The organism is Bacillus sp. G16, from assembly GCF_021282335.1.
GTDB classification, from domain to species: Bacteria; Bacillota; Bacilli; order Bacillales; family Bacillaceae; genus Bacillus; species Bacillus inaquosorum.
Window position 1 is genome coordinate 41,697 of the sequence record NZ_JAJSOZ010000021.1, and the last position, 13,688, is coordinate 55,384.

The window sequence follows — 13,688 nt, forward strand, 5'->3', positions numbered from 1 at the left end:
GTACTATTGAACATAGTTGTGCTTACTGTGGGAGGAGGTAAGGAATGAATCGGGTCTTCCGTAATACCATTTTTTATTTACTTATTTTATTAGTAGTAATCGGGGTTGTGAGCTACTTCCAGACCTCAAATCCGAAAACAGAAAATATGTCGTACAGTACGTTTATCAAAAACCTGGATGACGGGAAAGTTGATAGCGTATCGGTTCAGCCTGTCAGAGGTGTTTATGAGGTAAAAGGACAGCTGAAAAATTACGACAAAGATCAATACTTTTTGACTCATGTTCCTGAAGGAAAGGGAGCAGACCAGATATTTAATGCTTTGAAAAAGACAGACGTAAAGGTTGAGCCCGCTCAAGAAACAAGCGGATGGGTGACGTTCCTGACGACCATCATCCCTTTTGTCATTATCTTTATTCTGTTTTTCTTCCTGCTCAATCAGGCTCAAGGCGGCGGCAGCCGTGTCATGAACTTTGGTAAGAGCAAGGCGAAGCTGTATACAGAGGAAAAGAAACGCGTCAAATTTAAAGACGTTGCAGGGGCTGACGAAGAAAAGCAAGAACTCGTTGAAGTTGTTGAGTTTCTGAAAGATCCCCGCAAGTTTGCCGAGCTTGGCGCAAGAATACCTAAAGGCGTGCTTTTAGTCGGACCTCCGGGTACCGGTAAAACATTGCTGGCAAAAGCTTGTGCAGGTGAAGCTGGCGTTCCTTTCTTCAGCATCAGCGGATCTGATTTCGTTGAGATGTTTGTAGGTGTCGGTGCTTCCCGTGTACGTGACTTGTTTGAAAATGCGAAAAAGAATGCGCCTTGTTTGATCTTCATTGACGAAATTGACGCAGTCGGACGCCAGCGTGGAGCGGGTCTCGGCGGCGGACACGATGAACGTGAACAGACGCTTAACCAATTGCTTGTTGAAATGGACGGATTCAGCGCCAATGAAGGAATCATCATCATTGCTGCGACGAACCGTGCGGACATCTTGGACCCAGCCTTACTTCGTCCGGGACGTTTTGACCGTCAAATCACAGTGGACCGCCCAGATGTCATTGGCCGTGAAGCTGTATTGAAAGTCCATGCGAGAAACAAACCGCTGGATGAAACGGTTAACCTGAAATCAATTGCCATGAGAACACCAGGCTTCTCAGGCGCGGACTTAGAAAATCTATTGAATGAAGCTGCTCTTGTGGCGGCTCGTCAAAACAAGAAAAAAATCGATGCGCGTGATATTGACGAAGCGACGGACCGTGTCATTGCCGGACCTGCTAAGAAGAGCCGCGTCATCTCCAAGAAAGAACGCAATATCGTGGCTTATCACGAAGGCGGACACACCGTTATCGGACTCGTTTTAGATGAGGCTGATATGGTTCATAAAGTAACGATTGTTCCTCGGGGCCAGGCTGGCGGTTATGCAGTTATGCTTCCAAGAGAAGACCGTTACTTCCAAACAAAGCCGGAGCTGCTTGATAAAATTGTCGGTCTCTTGGGCGGACGTGTCGCTGAAGAAATTATCTTCGGTGAAGTCAGCACAGGAGCGCACAATGACTTCCAGCGTGCGACGAATATTGCAAGACGAATGGTTACAGAATTCGGTATGTCAGAAAAACTGGGACCGTTGCAATTTGGACAGTCTCAGGGTGGTCAGGTATTCTTAGGCCGTGATTTCAACAATGAACAAAACTATAGTGATCAAATCGCTTACGAGATTGATCAGGAAATTCAGCGCATCATCAAAGAATGTTATGAGCGTGCGAAACAAATCCTGACTGAAAATCGTGACAAGCTTGAATTGATTGCTCAAACGCTTCTGAAAGTTGAAACACTTGACGCTGAACAAATCAAACACCTTGTTGATCACGGAACATTGCCTGAACGTAATTTCTCTGATGATGAAAAGAACGATGATGTGAAAGTAAACATTCTGACAAAAACGGAAGAAAAGAAAGACGATACAAAAGAGTAATTCGCTTTCTATCTAAAAACTGCCGGCTGACGCTGGCAGTTTTTTTGTGTAAATCATGCCTCAGCAGCCGCTTTTGCGATCATCCAATTCTGGTATCGATTTGTTTACAAATGAGCCGCTGATCGTGTATGGTATTGTAGAATGTTTGTAAAAGTAATATAGAGAAACTATTCAAAAGTGGTGATAGAGGTTGTTACTGGTTATTGATGTGGGGAACACCAATACTGTACTTGGTGTATATCATGAGGGAAAATTAGAATATCACTGGCGTATAGAAACAAGCAGGCATAAAACAGAAGATGAGTTTGGGATGATTTTACGCTCTTTGTTCGAGCACTCTGGGCTCATGTTTGAACAGATAAATGGCATTATTATTTCATCAGTAGTGCCGCCAATTATGTTTGCATTAGAAAGAATGTGCACAAAATACTTTCATATCGAACCGCAAATTGTCGGTCCGGGTATGAAAACCGGTTTAAATATAAAATATGACAATCCGAAAGAAGTGGGAGCGGACAGAATCGTAAATGCTGTCGCTGCGATACACTTATACGGCAATCCGTTAATTGTTGTCGATTTCGGAACTGCCACAACATACTGCTATATTGATGAAAACAAACAATACATGGGCGGAGCGATTGCTCCTGGGATTACGATTTCGACAGAGGCGCTTTACTCGCGTGCGGCAAAGCTTCCGCGTATTGAAATCACCCGGCCTGACAATATTATCGGAAAAAACACTGTAAGCGCGATGCAATCTGGAATTTTATTTGGCTATGTCGGTCAAGTGGAAGGAATCGTCAAGCGAATGAAATGGCAGGCGAAACAGGAACCAAAGGTCATTGCGACAGGAGGCCTTGCGCCGCTCATTGCAAACGAATCAGATTGTATAGACATCGTTGATCCATTCTTAACCCTAAAAGGGCTGGAATTGATTTATGAACGAAACCGCGTAGGAAGTGTATAGGAGGTTTTGTAATGGATTATTTAGTAAAAGCACTTGCGTATGACGGAAAAGTTCGCGCTTATGCAGCGAGAACAACTGATATGGTAAGTGAGGGACAAAGACGCCATGGTACGTGGCCGACAGCATCCGCTGCACTGGGCCGCACAATGACAGCTTCGCTTATGCTCGGCGCTATGCTGAAGGGCGATGATAAGCTGACAGTGAAAATCGAAGGCGGAGGTCCGATAGGAGCAATTGTGGCTGATGCCAATGCAAAAGGGGAAGTCAGAGCATACGTCTCTAACCCGCAAGTTCATTTTGATTTAAATGAACAAGGCAAGCTTGATGTCAGACGTGCCGTTGGTACAAGCGGAACGTTAAGTGTCGTAAAAGATTTAGGGTTGCGCGAGTTCTTCACAGGACAAGTAGAAATTGTTTCAGGAGAATTGGGCGATGATTTCACCTACTATCTTGTGTCTTCGGAGCAGGTTCCTTCATCGGTGGGCGTAGGTGTGCTCGTGAATCCTGACAATACCATTCTTGCGGCAGGAGGCTTTATTATTCAGCTTATGCCGGGAACAGATGATGAAACGATCACAAAAATTGAACAGCGTCTATCTCAAGTAGAGCCGATTTCTAAGCTCATCCAAAAAGGGCTTACACCAGAAGAAATTCTAGAAGAAGTTCTAGGCGAGAAGCCAGAGATTTTGGAAACGATGCCTGTTAGGTTCCATTGTCCTTGTTCAAAAGAACGTTTCGAAACAGCCATTTTAGGACTAGGCAAAAAAGAAATTCAAGATATGATAGAAGAAGATGGACAAGCCGAAGCAGTATGCCATTTTTGTAATGAAAAGTACTTATTTACAAAAGAAGAGCTGGAAGGGCTTCGTGACCAAACTACCCGCTAAGCTCTTTAGCGGGTTTTTTAATTTGAGAAAAGGGGCTGAAAGCAGGTTTGAAATCAAGAACAATCTGGACCGTTATTTTAGGGGCGCTGTTGGTTTGCTGTATTGCTGTTGCATATACGCTGACGAAATCCCAGGCAGGCGCATCGCCGTCCGGTGAGTCTATTGCGACGATCGGAGGCAAAAGCGTGACAAGAGAAGAATGGCTGAAAGAAATGGAAGATCAATATGGAAAGTCGACACTTGAAGATATGATCAATGTCCGAGTCGTTGAGCAGCTCGCCAAAAAGAACGATCTCAAAGTGTCTAAAAGCGAAATTGATCGTGAGTTTTTGCTGATTAAAGCGGTCAACAATTCTTTTTACGAAGACGAACATACAACTGAGAAGGAGTGGAAAGACCAAATTCGTTATAATATCCTCCTTGAAGAGTTGTTAACAAGGGATATTGATATCTCAAACAGTGAAATGAAATCATTCTATAATAAAAATAAAGAACTGTATCAGTTTGATGATTCGTATCGAATTCGGCACATTGTTGTAAAAGATGAAGAAGAAGCGAGAGAAGTCTTGAAAGAACTTGAAGGCGGCTCAAGCTTTGAAGCTGTCGCAGCGGAAAGGTCTACAGACAGATATACATCGCCATATGGTGGAGATTTAGGTTTTGTCACAGAAGCATCAGACAACATTCCGTCAGCATACATTGAAGAAGCAAAAACACTCAATGAGGATGAATGGTCTGAAGAACCGATAAAGGTCAGTAACGGATATGCCGTGATTCAGCTGAAAGAAAAGCTAAAGGCAAGGACATTCTCATATGCTGAAGTAAAGGATCAGATCAGACGGCAAATCGCAATGGATCAGTTAGGCGATAAAGCTACAGTCAAAACGCTTTGGAAAGAAGCCGATGTATCTTGGTTTTATGGGGAAAAAAGTACTAAGTGATTGACAAAAAATTTTGAAATTGATAGATTATATACATAATACCAATACAAATAGTCGGAAATTGAGGTGTCGAGAATGGTACGTGTAGCAAACTCCATTACTGAATTAATTGGGAATACGCCAATCGTTAAATTAAATCGCCTTGCAGATGAAAACAGTGCGGATGTATATCTAAAGCTTGAATACATGAACCCTGGAAGCAGTGTAAAAGACCGTATCGGTTTAGCCATGATTGAAGCCGCTGAAAAAGAAGGAAAATTAAAAGCCGGTGATACAATCATTGAACCGACAAGCGGAAATACTGGAATCGGGCTTGCGATGGTTGCAGCTGCTAAAGGATTAAAAGCCATTTTGGTTATGCCTGATACAATGAGCATGGAGCGCCGCAACCTTCTTCGCGCGTACGGTGCTGAGCTTGTGCTGACTCCTGGTGCGGAAGGCATGAAAGGCGCCATTAAGAAAGCGGAAGAGCTTGCTGAAAAGCACGGATACTTTGTGCCTCAGCAGTTTAACAACCCTTCTAACCCGGAAATTCACCGCCAAACAACGGGTAAAGAAATCGTTGAGCAATTCGGTGATGACCAGGTTGATGCATTTGTAGCCGGGATCGGAACAGGCGGAACGATTACAGGAGCGGGCGAAGTTCTGAAGGAAGCATACCCTTCTATCAAAATATACGCTGTTGAACCGTCAGACTCTCCAGTGCTTGCAGGAGGAAAACCAGGCCCCCACAAAATTCAGGGAATCGGAGCTGGATTTGTGCCGGACATCTTAAACACTGAAGTATACGATGAAATCTTCCCTGTGAAGAATGAAGAAGCATTTGAATATGCGCGCAGAGCTGCACGTGAAGAAGGAATTCTCGGAGGCATCTCATCAGGTGCGGCAATTTATGCTGCTCTTCAAGTAGCGAAAAAACTCGGAAAAGGCAAAAAAGTTTTGGCCATCATTCCAAGTAACGGCGAACGTTATCTGAGCACGCCGCTGTATCAATTCGATTAAAAAAGCAAAACTCCCGGTCCGCCGGGAGTTTTTTTATATTCGTGCATCAAATATGCCGTGTCTGCGACGAATGTTATTCTTGGAAGAGAAATTCACTTTTTTCACTAACAAGATTGCTTTACAATAAAAAACAAGCAAAAAAGAAAATAGAGGAATGATATAAATGGCACAACGCAGACCGGCAGGCAAAAAAGTACCTTTTCAAAAAGATTCATTCTTACAACAATTTGAGAAACTTGCGCAATCCAAAAAACAGCATGTACTGCTTGAAAGTGCAAGAGGCGGCAGATACACTATAGCCGGTCTTGATCCAATTGCGACTGTAAAAGGAAAAGACGGAATCACCACTATTAAGCATGGTGATGAGATGCTGTTTCAAGAAGGTGATCCATTACGTGCCTTCCACAGCTGGTTTAAAACGCTGGAAACAGAAACAGATCATGAGCTTCCGGATTTTCAAGGCGGGGCAATCGGTTTTCTCAGCTATGATTACGCACGTTACATTGAAAACTTTAAAATGCTCTCATTAGATGATCTGGAAACACCGGATATTTATTTTCTTGTTTTTGATGATATAGCAGTTTATGACCATCAAGAAGAGACTCTGTGGCTGATTACTCATGTTAATGGTTCTGATCAGGAATCTGCGGAGGTGAAGCTATCTGAGCTTGAGCGGATGTGGCTGACTGAGCTTCCTGCTGTCCCTTCGAGAGAGATGAAGCATGAAACAGAAGGTTCCTTCGCGGCACCATTTACTGAGGACGGATTCTCACAAGCTGTAGAGAAAATCAAACAATACATTGCCAGCGGCGATGTGTTTCAAGTCAATCTATCATTAAGACAGTCACAGTCACTGTCTGCCCATCCATATCAAATTTACAAAACCCTGAGAGAAGTAAATCCTTCTCCGTATATGGCTTATTTAGAAACACCTGATTTCCAAATCATTTGCGGATCGCCTGAACTTCTTGTCAGTAAAAAGGGCAAACGATTAGAGACGAGACCGATTGCAGGCACCCGTTCCAGAGGGAAAACTGATGAAGAAGACGAGGCGCTCGCAAACGAATTGATCCACAATGAAAAAGAACGCGCTGAACATGTCATGCTGGTTGACCTTGAGCGAAATGATCTGGGAAGAGTATCACGTTACGGGTCTGTACGCGTGAACGAATTCATGGCAATTGAAAAATACTCGCATGTGATGCACATTGTGTCTAACGTCCAAGGTGAATTGCAGGATGGGTATGATGCTGTAGATATTATTCATGCTGTATTTCCCGGAGGAACCATTACAGGTGCTCCCAAAGTAAGAACAATGGAAATTATAGAAGAACTTGAGCCGACACGCCGCGGGCTTTATACTGGATCTATAGGGTGGTTTGGATTTAATCACGATCTGCAGTTTAATATCGTTATTCGAACCATTTATGCAACCGGGGGGCAGGCATTTATGCAGTCCGGCGCAGGAGTTGTGATTGATTCTGTTCCAAAGCACGAATACAGAGAATCATTCAAAAAAGCTTTTGCGATGCAAAAGGCGTTAGAGCTGAGCAAAGAAGAGACAAAAATTAGATGAGGTGAGCGGAGAAATGATTTTAATGATTGATAACTACGATTCATTCACGTACAACTTGGTACAGTATTTGGGCGAGCTTGGGGAAGAACTGATTGTGAAACGCAATGACGACATCACGATCGAAGAAATCGAACAGCTTTCTCCGGATTTTCTGATGATATCACCTGGACCATGCAGTCCTGATGAGGCAGGGATCAGCCTTGAAGCAATTAAACATTTCGCAGGCAAAATTCCCATTTTTGGTGTATGCCTCGGACATCAGTCCATCGCACAAGTGTTTGGCGGTGACGTCGTTAGGGCAGAGCGGCTTATGCACGGGAAAACCTCTGATATCGAGCATGACGGCAAGACGATCTTCGAAGGACTGAAAAATCCCCTTGTCGCGACTCGTTACCACTCGCTGATCGTAAAACCTGAGACGCTGCCAAGCTGTTTTACAGTAACAGCACAAACGAAAGAAGGAGAAATCATGGCCATTCGCCACAATGACCTCCCGATAGAGGGCGTGCAATTTCACCCAGAGTCTATTATGACCTCCTTTGGGAAAGAAATGCTCAGAAATTTCATTGAGACATACCGCAAGGAAGCTATTGCGTGATGATATATGTTAACGGCCGGTATATAGAGGAGAAAGATGCAGTTCTTTCTCCTTTTGACCATGGATTTTTATATGGGATCGGTGTTTTTGAAACCTTCAGGCTCTACGAAGGCTGCCCATTTTTGCTTGATTGGCATATAGAAAGGCTTGAACGTGCGCTTAAGGATCTGCAAATCGAATATACTGTTTCAAAGGATGAGATCCTCGAGATGCTGGACAAGCTGCTTTGGCTGAATGATATAAAGGATGGTAATGCGCGCATCAGGCTGGACATATCAGCAGGAATCAGCGATAAAGGCTTTGTCGCCCAGACATACGATAAGCCGACTGTTTTATGCTTTGTGAACCAGCTGAAACCAGAAAGTCTTCCTTTGCAAAAAGAAGGAAAGGTATTATCGATACCGAGAAACACACCAGAGGGGCCGTTCCGATTAAAATCTCATCATTATTTAAATAATATGTATGCGAAACGGGAAATCGGAAATGATCCGGGTGTCGAAGGGATTTTCTTAACTGAGGATGGAGCTGTTGCGGAGGGCATCATATCAAATGTTTTCTGGAGAAAAGGCAGCTGCATCTATACTCCATCGCTCGACACCGGCATTCTGGACGGTGTCACGAGACGTTTTGTCATGGAAAATGCAAAGAAAATAGGACTGGAACTCAAAATGGGCCGATACGAGCTCGAAGCTCTTTTGACAGCTGACGAAGCGTGGATGACGAACTCGGTTCTTGAGATCATCCCGTTTACTAAAATAGAAGCAGTAAACTATGCAGGCCAAAGCGGAGAAGCAGCCTCTGCTCTTCAAACGCTATACAAAAAAGAAATAAAGAACATGATTCATGAAAAGGGAGGAAGAGAATGGCGCAGCACACGATAGACCAAACACAAGTAATCCACACCAAGCCCAGCGCTTTATCATATAAAGAGAAGACATTGGTGATGGGGATTTTAAACGTAACGCCTGACTCTTTCTCAGACGGCGGAAAATATGACAGCTTGGACAAGGCGCTGCTGCACGCGAAAGAGATGATCGATGACGGCGCCCATATCATTGATATCGGAGGAGAATCGACAAGGCCTGGCGCTGAGTATGTGTCAGAGGATGAGGAGATGTCCAGAGTGATTCCGGTAATTGAGCGGATCACAAAAGAATTAGGCGTCCCGATTTCTGTAGATACGTACAAGGCTTCTGTAGCAGATGAAGCTGTGAAAGCCGGCGCATCCATTATCAATGATATTTGGGGAGCGAAACATGATCCTAAGATGGCTTCCGTTGCAGCCGAACACAATGTTCCAATTGTTCTCATGCATAACCGTCCAGAGAGAAATTACAATGACTTATTGCCGGATATGCTGTCGGACTTAATGAAGAGTGTAAAAATCGCTGTTGAGGCCGGAGTAGAGGAGAAGAACATTATCCTTGACCCCGGTATCGGGTTCGCGAAAACCTATCACGATAATTTGGCAGTGATGAACAAACTTGAGATTTTCAGCGGACTGGGATATCCGGTTCTTCTGGCAACCTCCCGAAAAAGATTCATCGGACGTGTTCTGGATCTTCCGCCTGAAGAGCGGGCTGAGGGCACAGGTGCGACCGTGTGTCTCGGCATTCAAAAAGGCTGTGACATTGTCAGGGTCCATGACGTAAAACAAATTGCCAGAATGGCCAAAATGATGGACGCGATGCTGAATAAGGGAGGGGTGCACCATGGATAAAGTCTATGTAGAAGGCATGGAGTTTTACGGATACCACGGTGTGTTCAAAGAAGAAAATAAGCTTGGACAGCGGTTTAAAGTTGATTTAACCGCTGAGTTGGATTTAAGTAAAGCCGGACAAACAGACGACCTTGAGCAAACGATTAACTATGCTGAGCTCTATCACGTATGTAAAGATATCGTAGAAGGGGAGCCTGTGAAATTGGTGGAAACGCTGGCGGAACGTATTGCCGACACTGTGCTCAAGAAATTTCAGCCGGTGCAGCAATGTACTGTGAAAGTGATTAAGCCTGACCCGCCAATTCCCGGACACTATAAATCAGTAGCAATCGAAATCACGAGAAAAAAATCATGAACAACATAGCTTATATCGCACTCGGATCTAACATTGGAGATAGAGAAACGTATTTAAGGCAAGCAGTGGCATTACTGCACCAGCATGATGCGGTGACAGTCACTAAAGTGTCGTCCATTTACGAAACTGACCCGGTCGGATACGAGGACCAAAATGAATTTTTGAATATGGCTGTTGAAATCAAGACGTCGCTGAATCCTTTTGAACTCCTTGAACTGACGCAGCATATAGAAAATGAATTAGGCAGAACAAGGGAAGTGAGATGGGGACCGCGGACGGCAGACCTTGACATTTTGCTGTTTAATCGTGAAAATATTGAAACAGAGCAACTAATTGTTCCGCATCCGAGAATGTATGAGCGTTTGTTTGTCCTTGTGCCGCTTGCGGAGATTTGCCCGCAGGTTGAAAAAGAGGCAACAAGTGCGGAAACCGACCAAGAAGGTGTAAGAGTATGGAAGCAGAAATCTGGGGTAGACGAATTCGTGCATTCAGAAAGCTGAAAGGTTATACTCAAGAAGGATTTGCAAAAGCATTAGGTATATCAGTTTCTATTCTCGGTGAAATCGAACGCGGAAACCGATTGCCGTCAGCTGCCATTATTCAAGGTGTAGCAGATGTTTTAAATATAAGCGCGGACGAATTAACGCCGCCAGAAAAATATAACAAATGAAAGGAGGAAAAAATGTTTAAAATCGGTGATATTCAATTGAAAAACCGGGTTGTGCTTGCCCCAATGGCTGGTGTCTGCAACTCAGCATTCAGATTGACTGTCAAGGAATTCGGAGCTGGATTGGTATGTGCTGAAATGGTCAGTGATAAAGCGATCCTTTACAACAATGCAAAAACCATGGGTATGCTTTACATTGATGAACGTGAAAAACCGCTTAGCCTTCAAATTTTCGGTGGAAAAAAGGAAACCCTTGTGGAAGCGGCGAAGTTTGTAGATCAAAACACAACTGCTGACATTATTGATATTAACATGGGATGTCCTGTACCAAAGATTACAAAATGTGACGCGGGAGCGAAATGGCTTCTCGATCCAGATAAGATCTATGAAATGGTTTCTGCAGTAGTGGATGCCGTTGATAAACCAGTTACAGTGAAAATGAGAATGGGCTGGGACGAAGACCACATTTTTGCAGTGAAAAACGCACAAGCTGTAGAACGTGCGGGCGGAAAAGCAGTTGCACTTCACGGCCGCACAAGAGTGCAGATGTACGAAGGAACGGCAAACTGGGACATCATCAAAGAAGTAAAACAATCAGTATCGATTCCGGTTATCGGAAACGGCGATGTCAAGACGCCGCAGGATGCTAAGCGCATGCTTGAGGAAACAGGAGTAGACGGTGTCATGATCGGCCGCGCTGCACTGGGCAATCCGTGGATGATTTACCGTACGGTTCAATACCTCGAAACAGGCGAATTAAAAGAAGAGCCGCAAGTACGCGAAAAAATGGCGGTATGCAAACTGCATCTTGACCGCCTGATTAACTTAAAGGGTGAAAACGTAGCGGTAAGAGAAATGAGGAAACACGCTGCGTGGTATCTGAAAGGCGTAAAAGGCAATGCAAAGGTTCGTAATGAAATCAACCATTGCGAGACAAGAGAAGAGCTTGTACAGCTTTTAGATGCATTTACTGTTGAAGTTGAGGCAAAAGAGCTTCAAGACGCAAAAGTAGGATAATACTAACCTCTATTTGCTGCTCACTGCCAGTTTTGCGCTGGCAGTTTTTCTGCTTTTTGCATGAAACAATATCTGTAATGGAGTGATAACAATGAGTCAAGAAGAGCATAACCATGAAGAATTGAACGACCAGCTGCAAGTCAGACGCGATAAAATGAATCAGCTGAGAGATAACGGCATTGATCCGTTCGGCGCACGTTTTGAAAGAACTCATCAGTCTCAGGAAGTTATTTCGGCATATCAAGATCTAACCAAAGAAGAGTTAGAAGAAAAAGCAATTGAAGTCACAATCGCAGGCCGCATGATGACAAAACGCGGCAAAGGAAAAGCCGGCTTTGCGCATCTCCAGGACTTAGAAGGCCAAATCCAAATCTACGTAAGAAAAGACAGTGTCGGTGACGACCAATATGAAATCTTCAAGTCTTCTGACCTCGGTGATCTTATCGGTGTAACCGGAAAAGTCTTCAAAACAAATGTAGGCGAATTGTCTGTTAAAGCCACTTCTTTTGAATTGCTGACAAAAGCGCTACGTCCGCTACCTGACAAATACCATGGTTTAAAAGACGTTGAGCAGCGCTACCGTCAGCGCTACCTGGATCTTATCGTAAATCCAGACAGCAAACATACGTTCATTACACGCAGCAAGATCATTCAAGCTATGAGAAGATACCTTGATGATCATGGATACTTAGAAGTAGAAACACCAACAATGCACAGCATTCCCGGGGGGGCTTCTGCACGTCCGTTTATCACCCATCACAATGCGTTAGATATTCCGCTCTATATGCGTATTGCCATTGAACTGCACCTAAAACGCCTGATCGTCGGCGGTTTAGAAAAAGTATATGAAATCGGCCGTGTTTTCCGTAATGAAGGTGTCTCTACACGCCATAACCCTGAATTCACGATGATTGAGTTGTATGAAGCGTATGCAGACTATAAAGATATCATGAGCTTAACTGAAAACCTTGTCGCTCATATCGCCCAAGAAGTGCTTGGAATGACTACGATCCAATACGGCGATGAAAAAATCGATCTTAAACCTGAGTGGAAAAGAATCCATATGGTTGACGCAGTTAAAGAAGCGACTGGTGTTGATTTCTGGGAAGAGGTTACTGTTGAGCAGGCGCGTGAATATGCAAAAGAACATGGAGTAGAGATTAAAGACTCAATGACAGTAGGCCATATCATCAACGAGTTCTTCGAACAAAAAATTGAAGAAACGCTTATTCAGCCAACGTTTATCTACGGACATCCTGTAGAAATTTCTCCTCTAGCTAAGAAAAACCCAGAGGATCCGCGCTTCACAGACCGTTTTGAACTGTTTATCGTTGGCCGTGAACACGCAAACGCGTTTACAGAGCTGAATGATCCTGTTGATCAAAGAGAACGCTTTGAAGCGCAATTAAAAGAGCGTGAAGCTGGTAACGATGAAGCTCATCTAATGGATGAAGATTTTGTTGAAGCTCTAGAATACGGTATGCCGCCAACAGGAGGCTTAGGCATCGGTATCGACCGTCTGGTTATGCTGCTGACGAATGCTCCTTCTATTCGCGATGTGCTGTTATTCCCGCAAATGAGACAGCGCTAATAAAGAAGAGCGGCATCCTTTCTCTAGGATGCCGCTCTTTTTAAATTCCTAAGTATTTCTTCAAAAAAACTATTGCACTATTATTTACAAGGTGGTATATTATTATTCGTTGCCGCTAAACAAGGCGATAACGAAAAAAAGAACTTCAAAAAATTTATTGACTTCACTGAGTCATCGAGTTATAATAATAAAGTCGCTTGAACGAAGTGAACGAAAATGATCTTTGAAAACTAAACAAGACAAAACGTACCTGTTAATTCATTTTTAAATAAATCGCACAGTGATGTGCGTAGTCAGTCAAACTACTTTATCGGAGAGTTTGATCCTGGCTCAGGACGAACGCTGGCGGCGTGCCTAATACATGCAAGTCGAGCGGACAGATGGGAGCTTGCTCCCTGATGTTAGCGGC

At 43.9% G+C, this 13,688-nt stretch carries 14 protein-coding genes and 1 rRNA gene; all 15 read left to right on the forward strand.

The genetic code is table 11. The features are described 5' to 3' along the window. The first annotated feature begins 44 nt into the window (after positions 1-44). On the forward strand, positions 45-1,958 hold the full coding sequence (gene ftsH, locus LWH95_RS18870) for an ATP-dependent zinc metalloprotease FtsH (RefSeq protein ID WP_003242099.1): 1,914 nt from the start codon (positions 45-47) through the stop codon (positions 1,956-1,958). A gap of 190 nt (positions 1,959-2,148) precedes the next feature. After that, the gene (locus LWH95_RS18875; RefSeq protein ID WP_232920147.1) at positions 2,149-2,925 is read left to right on the forward strand and encodes a type III pantothenate kinase; all 777 of its coding nucleotides are present in this window, start codon (positions 2,149-2,151) and stop codon (positions 2,923-2,925) included. Between the two features lie 11 nt (positions 2,926-2,936). After that, positions 2,937-3,812, forward strand: a complete 876-nt coding sequence (gene hslO, locus LWH95_RS18880) for a redox-regulated molecular chaperone HslO (protein WP_003242095.1) — start codon at positions 2,937-2,939, stop codon at positions 3,810-3,812. 47 nt (positions 3,813-3,859) lie between these two features. Next, on the forward strand, positions 3,860-4,753 hold the full coding sequence (locus tag LWH95_RS18885) for a peptidyl-prolyl cis-trans isomerase (RefSeq protein ID WP_060397779.1): 894 nt from the start codon (positions 3,860-3,862) through the stop codon (positions 4,751-4,753). Positions 4,754-4,828: 75 nt separating this feature from the next. Continuing rightward, a complete protein-coding gene (gene cysK / locus LWH95_RS18890; protein ID WP_003242091.1) occupies positions 4,829-5,755 on the forward strand; it encodes a cysteine synthase A in 927 nt (308 codons plus the stop codon). A 163-nt stretch (positions 5,756-5,918) separates the two neighbouring features. Continuing rightward, positions 5,919-7,331 carry an anthranilate synthase component I family protein gene (locus LWH95_RS18895; RefSeq protein ID WP_060397780.1) on the forward strand — a complete coding sequence of 471 codons (1,413 nt, stop codon included), beginning with the start codon at positions 5,919-5,921 and terminating at the stop codon, positions 7,329-7,331. A 13-nt stretch (positions 7,332-7,344) separates the two neighbouring features. Then, positions 7,345-7,929, forward strand: coding sequence for an aminodeoxychorismate/anthranilate synthase component II (gene pabA, locus LWH95_RS18900; RefSeq protein WP_100276434.1), 585 nt, complete (start codon positions 7,345-7,347; stop codon positions 7,927-7,929). Beyond that, the gene (pabC, locus tag LWH95_RS18905; RefSeq protein WP_133489386.1) at positions 7,929-8,810 is read left to right on the forward strand and encodes an aminodeoxychorismate lyase; all 882 of its coding nucleotides are present in this window, start codon (positions 7,929-7,931) and stop codon (positions 8,808-8,810) included. The genes pabA and pabC overlap by 1 nt, the downstream gene beginning before the upstream one ends. Further along, on the forward strand, positions 8,792-9,649 hold the full coding sequence (folP, locus tag LWH95_RS18910; protein ID WP_133489355.1) for a dihydropteroate synthase: 858 nt from the start codon (positions 8,792-8,794) through the stop codon (positions 9,647-9,649). The genes pabC and folP overlap by 19 nt, the downstream gene beginning before the upstream one ends. After that, positions 9,642-10,004 carry a dihydroneopterin aldolase gene (gene folB / locus LWH95_RS18915; RefSeq protein WP_003242079.1) on the forward strand — a complete coding sequence of 121 codons (363 nt, stop codon included), beginning with the start codon at positions 9,642-9,644 and terminating at the stop codon, positions 10,002-10,004. Before folP ends, folB begins: the two co-directional genes overlap by 8 nt. Further along, positions 10,001-10,504 carry a 2-amino-4-hydroxy-6-hydroxymethyldihydropteridine diphosphokinase gene (gene folK, locus LWH95_RS18920; protein WP_232920148.1) on the forward strand — a complete coding sequence of 168 codons (504 nt, stop codon included), beginning with the start codon at positions 10,001-10,003 and terminating at the stop codon, positions 10,502-10,504. Before folB ends, folK begins: the two co-directional genes overlap by 4 nt. Beyond that, on the forward strand, positions 10,456-10,674 hold the full coding sequence (locus LWH95_RS18925; RefSeq protein ID WP_232920149.1) for a helix-turn-helix domain-containing protein: 219 nt from the start codon (positions 10,456-10,458) through the stop codon (positions 10,672-10,674). Before folK ends, LWH95_RS18925 begins: the two co-directional genes overlap by 49 nt. A gap of 12 nt (positions 10,675-10,686) precedes the next feature. Then, entirely contained in the window at positions 10,687-11,688 is a 1,002-nt protein-coding gene (gene dusB, locus LWH95_RS18930) for a tRNA dihydrouridine synthase DusB (RefSeq protein ID WP_003242073.1), read from the forward strand. 91 nt (positions 11,689-11,779) lie between these two features. Then, a complete protein-coding gene (gene lysS / locus LWH95_RS18935) occupies positions 11,780-13,279 on the forward strand; it encodes a lysine--tRNA ligase (protein ID WP_232920150.1) in 1,500 nt (499 codons plus the stop codon). Between the two features lie 307 nt (positions 13,280-13,586). Continuing rightward, a 16S ribosomal RNA gene (locus tag LWH95_RS18940) occupies positions 13,587-13,688 on the forward strand; the annotation flags it as partial.

Bases quoted from the DNA above. Each gene is read 5' to 3' on its own strand.
- hslO (WP_003242095.1), top strand. From the start codon at position 2,937: ATGGATTATTTAGTAAAAGCACTTGCGTATGACGGAAAAGTTCGCGCT.
- pabA (WP_100276434.1), top strand. From the start codon at position 7,345: ATGATTTTAATGATTGATAACTACGATTCATTCACGTACAACTTGGTA.
- LWH95_RS18895 (WP_060397780.1), top strand. From the start codon at position 5,919: ATGGCACAACGCAGACCGGCAGGCAAAAAAGTACCTTTTCAAAAAGAT.
- cysK (WP_003242091.1), top strand. From the start codon at position 4,829: ATGGTACGTGTAGCAAACTCCATTACTGAATTAATTGGGAATACGCCA.
- lysS (WP_232920150.1), top strand. From the start codon at position 11,780: ATGAGTCAAGAAGAGCATAACCATGAAGAATTGAACGACCAGCTGCAA.
- LWH95_RS18925 (WP_232920149.1), top strand. From the start codon at position 10,456: ATGGAAGCAGAAATCTGGGGTAGACGAATTCGTGCATTCAGAAAGCTG.
- folP (WP_133489355.1), top strand. From the start codon at position 8,792: ATGGCGCAGCACACGATAGACCAAACACAAGTAATCCACACCAAGCCC.
- folK (WP_232920148.1), top strand. From the start codon at position 10,001: ATGAACAACATAGCTTATATCGCACTCGGATCTAACATTGGAGATAGA.
- pabC (WP_133489386.1), top strand. From the start codon at position 7,929: ATGATATATGTTAACGGCCGGTATATAGAGGAGAAAGATGCAGTTCTT.
- dusB (WP_003242073.1), top strand. From the start codon at position 10,687: ATGTTTAAAATCGGTGATATTCAATTGAAAAACCGGGTTGTGCTTGCC.
- ftsH (WP_003242099.1), top strand. From the start codon at position 45: ATGAATCGGGTCTTCCGTAATACCATTTTTTATTTACTTATTTTATTA.
- folB (WP_003242079.1), top strand. From the start codon at position 9,642: ATGGATAAAGTCTATGTAGAAGGCATGGAGTTTTACGGATACCACGGT.